This is a genomic window from Candidatus Streptomyces philanthi, assembly GCF_059553635.1.
In genome coordinates, this window is the sequence record NZ_JCANQV010000271.1 from 1 (window position 1) to 7697 (window position 7697).

General features: G+C 75.4%; 6 protein-coding genes. 4 read left to right on the plus strand and 2 right to left on the minus strand.

What is annotated here, in order from left to right:
- Positions 1-59 precede the first annotated feature (59 nt).
- Entirely contained in the window at positions 60-524 is a 465-nt protein-coding gene (gene ftsL, locus AC51EU_RS24195; RefSeq protein WP_496269165.1) for a cell division protein FtsL, read from the minus strand.
- On the minus strand, positions 521-1480 hold the full coding sequence (gene rsmH, locus AC51EU_RS24200; protein ID WP_496269166.1) for a 16S rRNA (cytosine(1402)-N(4))-methyltransferase RsmH: 960 nt from the start codon (positions 1478-1480) through the stop codon (positions 521-523). Before rsmH ends, ftsL begins: the two co-directional genes overlap by 4 nt.
- 413 nt (positions 1481-1893) lie before the next feature.
- Here rsmH and AC51EU_RS24205 point away from each other — a divergent pair, with 413 nt between their 5' ends.
- The 4 genes from AC51EU_RS24205 to AC51EU_RS24220 form a co-directional block, all read left to right on the plus strand.
- Positions 1894-2454: a beta-class carbonic anhydrase gene (locus AC51EU_RS24205; RefSeq protein ID WP_496269167.1), complete on the plus strand. Its 561-nt coding sequence runs from the start codon at positions 1894-1896 to the stop codon at positions 2452-2454.
- Between the two features lie 262 nt (positions 2455-2716).
- Positions 2717-3742, plus strand: coding sequence for an AAA family ATPase (locus tag AC51EU_RS24210; protein WP_496269168.1), 1026 nt, complete (start codon positions 2717-2719; stop codon positions 3740-3742).
- Positions 3742-5175, plus strand: a complete 1434-nt coding sequence (locus AC51EU_RS24215; RefSeq protein ID WP_496269169.1) for a DUF58 domain-containing protein — start codon at positions 3742-3744, stop codon at positions 5173-5175. The genes AC51EU_RS24210 and AC51EU_RS24215 overlap by 1 nt, the downstream gene beginning before the upstream one ends.
- Positions 5176-5560: 385 nt before the next feature.
- The coding region (locus AC51EU_RS24220) for a transglutaminase TgpA family protein (RefSeq protein ID WP_496269170.1) at positions 5561-7697 on the plus strand (2137 nt) is incomplete at its 3' end.

Here is a 7697-nt window from a genome sequence, read left to right on the forward strand (position 1 = left end):
CACGGTGCCCGGCACGCACGCCCGCGGCGTACGGCTCGGCGGACGCGTACGTCACAAGATCACCTGCCGGAGGTCGTCGGGGCGTGGGCGGTCACGGCGGTGAGGCCCGCCACGTGCGGTCGCGCGGCGCGCGGGCCGGTCCGGTACGCGGACGGTTCGGCCGTCGCCGTGCTCGGGCTGCCGCGCACCGTGCCGTCCGGTTCGAGGAACGCCGGGCTGCCGCCGGGGACCATCCCCAGCTCGCGGGCGCGCCGCTCCAGCGTCCACGGCGCCGAGGAGGAGTCCACCTCCTGCTGGAGCGCCTGCTGCTCGTCCGTCAGCTCGCTGGTCCGCCGCTCCAGCTCGTTCAGCTCGAACGACCCCTGGTTGAGCGCGGAATTGAGCATCAGCAGCGCGATCAGCCCGGAGCCGAGCAGCACGACGACCAGGAGGACGAAGGGCGTACGGGCCGCCGTGCCCGAGGTCGTGGGGAAGAGCGACGCGAGACGCCCCGTCCCCCCGCGTGAGCGTCCCCGGGGACTCATGCGATGTCCTCACGGATGCGTTCGGCGCCGCGCAGCCGGGCGGGGGCCGCCCTGCGGTTCTCGGCGATCTCCTCCTCCGTGGGCAGCTCGGCGCCCCGGGTGAGGAGCTTGAGGCGGGGCTGGTAGCGCTCGGGGACGACCGGCAGGCCGGGGGGCGCGGTGTTGGCGGCGCCGGCCGCGAAGACCTGCTTGACCAGGCGGTCCTCCAGCGAGTGGTAGGAGAGCACCGCGATCCTGCCGCCCACCGCCAGCGCCTTCACGGCGGCCGGCACGGCCCGCTCCACGCACGCCAGCTCGCCGTTGACCTCGATGCGCAGCGCCTGGAAGGTGCGCTTGGCGGGGTTGCCGCCGGTGCGCTTGGCGGCCTGCGGCAGCGCGTCACGGATCAGGGAGACCAGCCGGGCGCTGGTGGTGAACGGCTCCTTGGCCCGCTCGCGGACGATGGCCGCGACGATCCGCTTGGCCTGCTTCTCCTCCCCGTAGGCGCGCAGGATGCGGACGAGTTCACCGGGCGCGTAGGTGTTGAGGACCTCCGCGGCGCTCATGCCGGTCGTCTGGTCCATCCGCATGTCCAGGGGGGCGTCCTGGGCGTAGGCGAAGCCGCGGTCGGCCTCGTCGAGCTGCATCGAGGAGACGCCGAGGTCGAAGAGGACGCCCTGGACGCGCGACAGCCCGAGGCGGGCGAGGACGTCGGGGAGCTCGTCGTAGACGGCGTGCACCAGGGTGGCGCGGTCGCCGTAGGGGGCCAGGCGCTCGCCGGCCAGCCGCAGGGCGGCCGGGTCGCGGTCGAGGGCGACGAGGCGGGCCGCCGGGAAGGTGGAGAGCAGCGCCTCGCTGTGCCCCCCGAGGCCGAGCGTGCAGTCGACGACGACCGCACCGGGCTCGGCGAGCGCGGGGGCGAGCATGTCCAGGCAGCGCTGGAGCATGACGGGTACGTGGCGAGTATTGCTGCTCATGCGCCTTCCGATGGGTGAGCGGCAGGTGGGGCCCCGGCCGTTGGCTGGGAAGTGCCGCACGTACCGCTTGGTCCCCGCCCGCTCTGAAGGGGAAGTGGTCCTCCGGCGACGGGGAAGTGACGCCGGATGACCGTGGAGCGGGAGGAGGCCGAGCCGTACGTGCGCGTCCGCGCACGCGAGGGATTCGGGATCCTAGGAGGGCGTCATGCCTCCCACTTCGCGCCACTTTAGTCCACGGCCTGCCCCGGTCAATCAACCCCTGGCGCGCGTCCCCCGGCGGCTTCGCGCCCCGCCCGCCGCGGACCCGGCGAGGTCACCCGCGAGCCTGTGGGGTACCTCACACGCCGTACATGCGCCCCGCGCGCCGGGCCCCGCTGACGGCCGGAACGGGCCGGGACGACTACGGTGACCCCATGTCCATACCTACGTCGCAGCCGCTGCCCTCGTCCGACGACGGCACCGCCGCAGGGAACGGTGGCACCGTCACCGACCGACTGGTCCGCGCCAATTCCTCCTACGCCGAAGGCTTCACCGATCCCGGGATGGACGCCCGGCCCGTCCTGAAGGTCGCCGTCGTGGCCTGCATGGACGCCCGGCTCGACCTGCACGCCGCCCTGGGTCTCGAACTGGGTGACTGCCACACGATCCGCAACGCCGGAGGCGTCGTCACCGACGACATCATCCGCTCGCTGACCATCAGCCAGCGCGCCATGGGCACCCGCTCGGTCGTGCTCATCCACCACACCGACTGCGGTCTCCTCGGCCTCACCGAGGACTTCCGCCACGACCTGGCTGCCGAGGTCGGGCAGCGCCCCACCTGGGCCGTCGAGGCGTTCAAAGATCTCGACGAGGACGTGCGGCAGTCCATGCAACGGGTCCGCACCTCGCCGTTCCTGCTGCACAAGGACGACATCCGTGGCTTCGTCTTCGACGTCACCACGGGCCTGCTGCGGGAGATCGACCCGCGGCAGTGACGCACTCCCCGGCGGGCCGGGCACGGAACGCTCCCGTGCCCGGCCCGCCGCACCTCACCCGACCGGTGGGGACATAACGACCCGAGTTATCCACAGGCCATGACGCGGGACGGCACGGACGGCAAGAATGCCCCGGTGACGTCGTCCGGCCCCAGCCGTGCACGATGTCGCGGTCAGGGGGACCGGGCCCGTACGGAGGGTCCGGCCGGACGGGGTGTCCCGCGCCCGTCGAGGGCGGGGGGAAAGGGCCGAGGAGGGCCGGGTGACGACGTATGACGAGCGGGCGGGCCAGAGCGATCTGACGACCACCGCCGCGCGGGTGCAGCGGTCGGTCGAGAGCGTGATCGAGGGCAAGCCGGAGGTCGTACGGCTCGCGCTGACCGTGCTGCTGGCCGAGGGCCACCTCCTCATCGAGGACGTGCCGGGCGTCGGCAAGACGATGCTCGCCAAGGCGCTGGCCCGCTCCGTCGACTGCTCGGTGCGCCGCATCCAGTTCACCCCGGACCTGCTGCCCTCGGACATCACCGGAGTCAGCGTCTACGACCAGCAGCGCCGCGACTTCGAGTTCAAGCCCGGGGCGGTCTTCGCCCAGATCGTGATCGGCGACGAGATCAACCGCGCCTCGCCCAAGACCCAGTCCGCGCTGCTGGAGTCCATGGAGGAACGGCAGGTCACCGCCGACGGGCAGAGCTACGACCTGCCCAGCCCGTTCATGGTGGTCGCCACCCAGAACCCGGTGGAGATGGAGGGCACCTACCCGCTCCCGGAGGCACAGCGCGACCGCTTCATGGCCCGGGTGTCCATCGGCTACCCGAGCCCCGCCGCCGAACTGCGGATGCTGGACGTGCACGGCGGCACCTCCCCCCTGGACGCGCTGCGGCCGGTCGCGCACGCCCACGAGATCGTCGCGCTGACCGCGACGGTGCGCGCCGTCCATACCGCCGAGGCCGTGCGCCGCTACGCCGTCGACCTGGTCGCCGCCACCCGCGGCCACCCCGAGCTGCGGCTGGGCGCCTCCCCGCGCGCGACGCTGCACCTGCTGCGCGCGGCGAAGGCCGCCGCCGCGCTGGCCGGCCGGGAGTACGCGGTACCGGACGATGTCCGCTCCCTCGCCGTCCCGGTGCTCGCCCACCGGCTGCTGCCCACCTCCCAGGCCCAGCTCAACCGCAGATCCACCGAGCAGATCGTGCTGGAGATCCTGCACCGCACCCCGGTCCCGTCCCCCTCCCCCGCCGTCCGGCCGTCCGCGGCGCACGACCGCCGTCCGCCCGGCCCCCGGGGGGCGTGATGTCCGGCGGGGGGCCGGACGGGACGCTCGGACCGGACGGGCTGCGGGCCGCCCTCCGGGGGCTGACGACGCGCGGCCGGTCGTTCCTCGCGGCCGGGATCGCCGCCGCGGTGTGCTCCTACCTCCTCGGCCAGGCGGATCTGCTCCGCGTCGGACTGCTGCTGACGGCGCTGCCCCTGGTGTGCGTCCTGGCCCTGCGCCGCACCCGCTACCGCGTCACCGGCGGCCGCGCCCTCGCGCCCGCCCGCGTCCCCGCGGCCACCGAGTCGCGGGTGCGGCTGCGCGTCGAGAACGTCTCCCGGCTGCCCACCGGCGTGCTGCTGCTCCAGGACCGGGTGCCGTACGTCCTCGGGCCGCGCCCCCGCTTCGTCCTGGACCGCGTCGAGGCGGGCGGCCGGCGCGAGGTGACCTACCGCGTCCGCTCCGACCTGCGCGGCCGCTATCCGCTGGGCCCGCTGGAGCTGCGGCTCTCCGACCCGTTCGGGATGTGCGAGCTGACCTGCGCCTTCAGCACCACCGACACCCTGACGGTGGTGCCCAGGACCGAGCCGCTGCCGCCGGTACGGGCGGCGGGCGGGGCACCGGGCCACGGTGGCGGGCCGCACCGCTCCCTCTCGCTCGCCGGGGAGGACGACGTCATCCCGCGCGGCTACCGGCACGGCGACGACCTGCGGCGGGTGCACTGGCGGTCCACCGCGCGCCACGGGGAGCTGATGGTGCGCCGCGAGGAACAGCCACGGCGGGCCCGCTGCACGGTCCTGCTCGACACCCGCCGTTCCGCGCACCGGGGAGCGGGCCCCGACGCGCCGTTCGAATGGGCGGTCGCGGCCGCCGCTTCGACGGCGGTGCATCTGCTGGAGCGCGGTTTCTCCGTACGGCTGCTGACCGACACGGGCGCCTCGGTGCCGGGCCCCGCCGCCGCGGACGGCCCCGGCGACGACGGTCCGGCCCGCGCCGCCGCGCTGCTGGACGCCCTCGCGGTGATGGAGCACTCCGACGGGACCGGGCTCACCGCGGCGTACGAGGCACTGCGCCTCGGCGGCGAGGGGCTGCTCGTCGGGTTCTTCGGCGAGCTGGACGAGGAACAGGCGGCACTCGTGGCCCGGATGCGGCACGGCGGCGGAACGGCACTGGCCTTCGTCCTCGACGGCGACGCCTGGGGCCGGAGCACACGCGCCCGCGCCGGGGGCGGCTCCGGTGCGGGCTCTCGTTCCGGTCCCGGCTCCGGTTCCGGCGGGAGTTCGCTGGCCCGCACGCTGCGTCTGCTCCGGGCGGCGGGCTGGACCGCGCTCCCCGTCCCGCCGGACGTCCCCCTGCCCGACCTGTGGCGCGCCGCCGACCACTCCGGCACACACCCGGCCACGGCCACCGACGGCACGTCCCCCGCGCGGGGGGCACCGGATACGGCGGGACGTCTGGGAGGCGTGTCATGACACCGGGGAGGCGTGTGAGGGGCGGACGGAAGACGGAGGGGCGTGAGGTGTGCGGGGGCGTGGTGGAGCGTGACGGGTCGGGGGGCCGGGCCGTGCGCGGGGCTCCGGGGGCCCGAGGGGGCCGCCGCCCGGTGAATGAGGGGCGGGGGCGCCGCGTACCCGGGCTCGGAGGGCGCGCGGACACCGTCGCGTACCGGCCCCGGAGCGGCCCCACGGGCAAGGACCCCGAAGCCTCCCGCCCCGCACACGAGGGACATGAGCGCCCCGTACCCGGGCGCGAAGGACGCGCGGACACCGCCGCCTACCGGCCCCGGAGCGGCCCCACGGGCAAGCGTCCCCAAGCCCCCCTCCCCCCGCACGGCCCTGTCCCCCGGGAGGTGCGGGCATGAGCGGCCGGGTGCGGCTGGCGCTGAGTGCGACGGTGGCGACGCTGTGCGCCGCGGGGGCGCTGCTGCCCCTGGTGGGGCGGTTCGCGTGGCTGTTCCAGGCGGCGGTGCTCCTGGGGCTCGTGGCCGGGGCGGGCGCGCTGGCCCGCCGGGTGCCGCTGGCGCGGCCGCTGACGATCACCGTGCAGGCCCTGGTGGCCGTGGAACTGCTGACGCTGCTGTTCGCCCGCGGCTTGGCCGTCGCCGGCCTGCTCCCGGGCCCCGGTTCCCTCGCGGAGCTGGTACGGCTGGTGGAGTCCGGCGTCGCCGACGTCGGCCGATACGCCATCCCCGCCCCACTGACCCCCGGGATACGGCTGCTGCTGGTCGGTGGTGTGCTGCTGGTGGGCCTGGTGGTGGACGCCCTCGCGGTCACGTACCGCAGCGCGGCGCCCGCCGGTCTGCCCCTGCTCGCGCTGTACTCGGTCGCGGCCGGGCTCGCCCAGGGCGGCGACGGCTGGCTCTGGTTCCTCGTCGCGGCCGCGGGCTACCTGCTGCTCCTGCTCGCCGAGGGCCGCGACCGGCTCTCCCGGTGGGGCCGCGTCTTCGGCGCCCCCGAACCCGCCCGGTCCGGCCGCCCCCGTACGACGCCGGTACGCACCGGCCGCCGCATCGGCGCCCTCACCCTGGGCATCGCGCTACTCGTACCCGCCGTCCTGCCCTCGCTCGACGGCGGGCTCCTCGGGCAGCCCGGCAGCGGGGGCGGCCCCGGGGGAAGCGGCGGCACGATCTCCGCCGTCAACCCCCTGGTGTCCCTCCAGAACAGCCTGAACCAGCCCGAGGACCGGGAGGTCCTGAACTACCGCACCACCACCGACGACACCCGCGACCTCTATCTGCGGATCGTCGCCCTCGACCAGTTCGACGGCACGGCCTGGAAACCGTCCGAGCGCACGGTCACCGGCGTGCCCGACGAACTGCCGACCCCACAGGGACTCCGCCCCACGGTCAACACCACCCGGGTGACGACATCGGTGTCGACCGCCCCCTGGTACGCACAGAACTGGCTGCCGCTCCCCTACCCCGCCGCCCGGGTCGACATCGCGGGACGCTGGCGGTACGAGCCACAGGGCCGCACCCTCGTGGGCGACCGGGGACAGACCACCCGCGGCCTTCAGTACCAGGTGGAAAGCCTGCGGGTGCGGCCCACGGCCCGCCAGCTCGCCTCGGCCCCGCCCCCGCCCGCCGCGCTGCGGCGCGAGTACACCAAGGTGCCCGCGTCGCTGCCCGAGGTGGTGCGGTCGACCGCCCGGAAGATCACGCACGGCGCGCGCACCCCGTACGACGAGGCCGTCAAGCTCCAGGACTGGTTCGCCCTGAACGGCGGGTTCAGCTACAACACCGAGGTCCGGGCCGGCAGCGGCGCCGAGGCCATCGCCCGTTTCCTGAAGGACAAGGAGGGCTTCTGCGTCCACTTCTCCTTCTCGATGGCCGCGATGGCCCGCACCCTGGGCATCCCGGCCCGGGTCGCGGTCGGCTTCACCCCGGGCACCAAGCAGCCGGACGGTACGACCTCGGTCGGCCTCCGGGACGCGCACGCCTGGCCCGAGCTGTACTTCGAGGGTGCGGGATGGACACGCTTCGAGCCGACCCCGAGCCGTGGCACCGTCCCCGACTACACCCTCTCCGACAGCCCGTCCGCCGGACGCCCCGACCGCCCGGAGCGCCACCGCCCGGCCCCCGCCCGGCCGTCGCACCGGCCCTCCGCCGACCCGTCGTGCGGCCCCGGAAGTGCCTCGCCCGGCTCGGGCCGGATCTGCGTGGAGACCCCGGCGGCCGGGGGCCCCGGCCCGGCGGACGACGGCCCGTCCCCCTGGACCGTCACCGGCATCGCCCTCGGCGCCCTGACGCTCCTCGCGCTGCCCGCCCTGCCGCTGTGGTGGCGGCGGCGCACCCGGGCCCGGCGACTGGCCGGTGCCGGAGAGGGGACGGCCGGCACGCTGGCCGCCTGGGAGGAGCTGCTGGACACCGGCTGGGACTACGGCATCCCGCCCGACGAGACACTGACCTCGCGCGCCGCGGCCGCCCGTCTGATCCGCCTCGGGCAGCTGCCGCCGGACGCCGCGGACGCGGTGCTCCGGCTGGCGGACGCGGTGG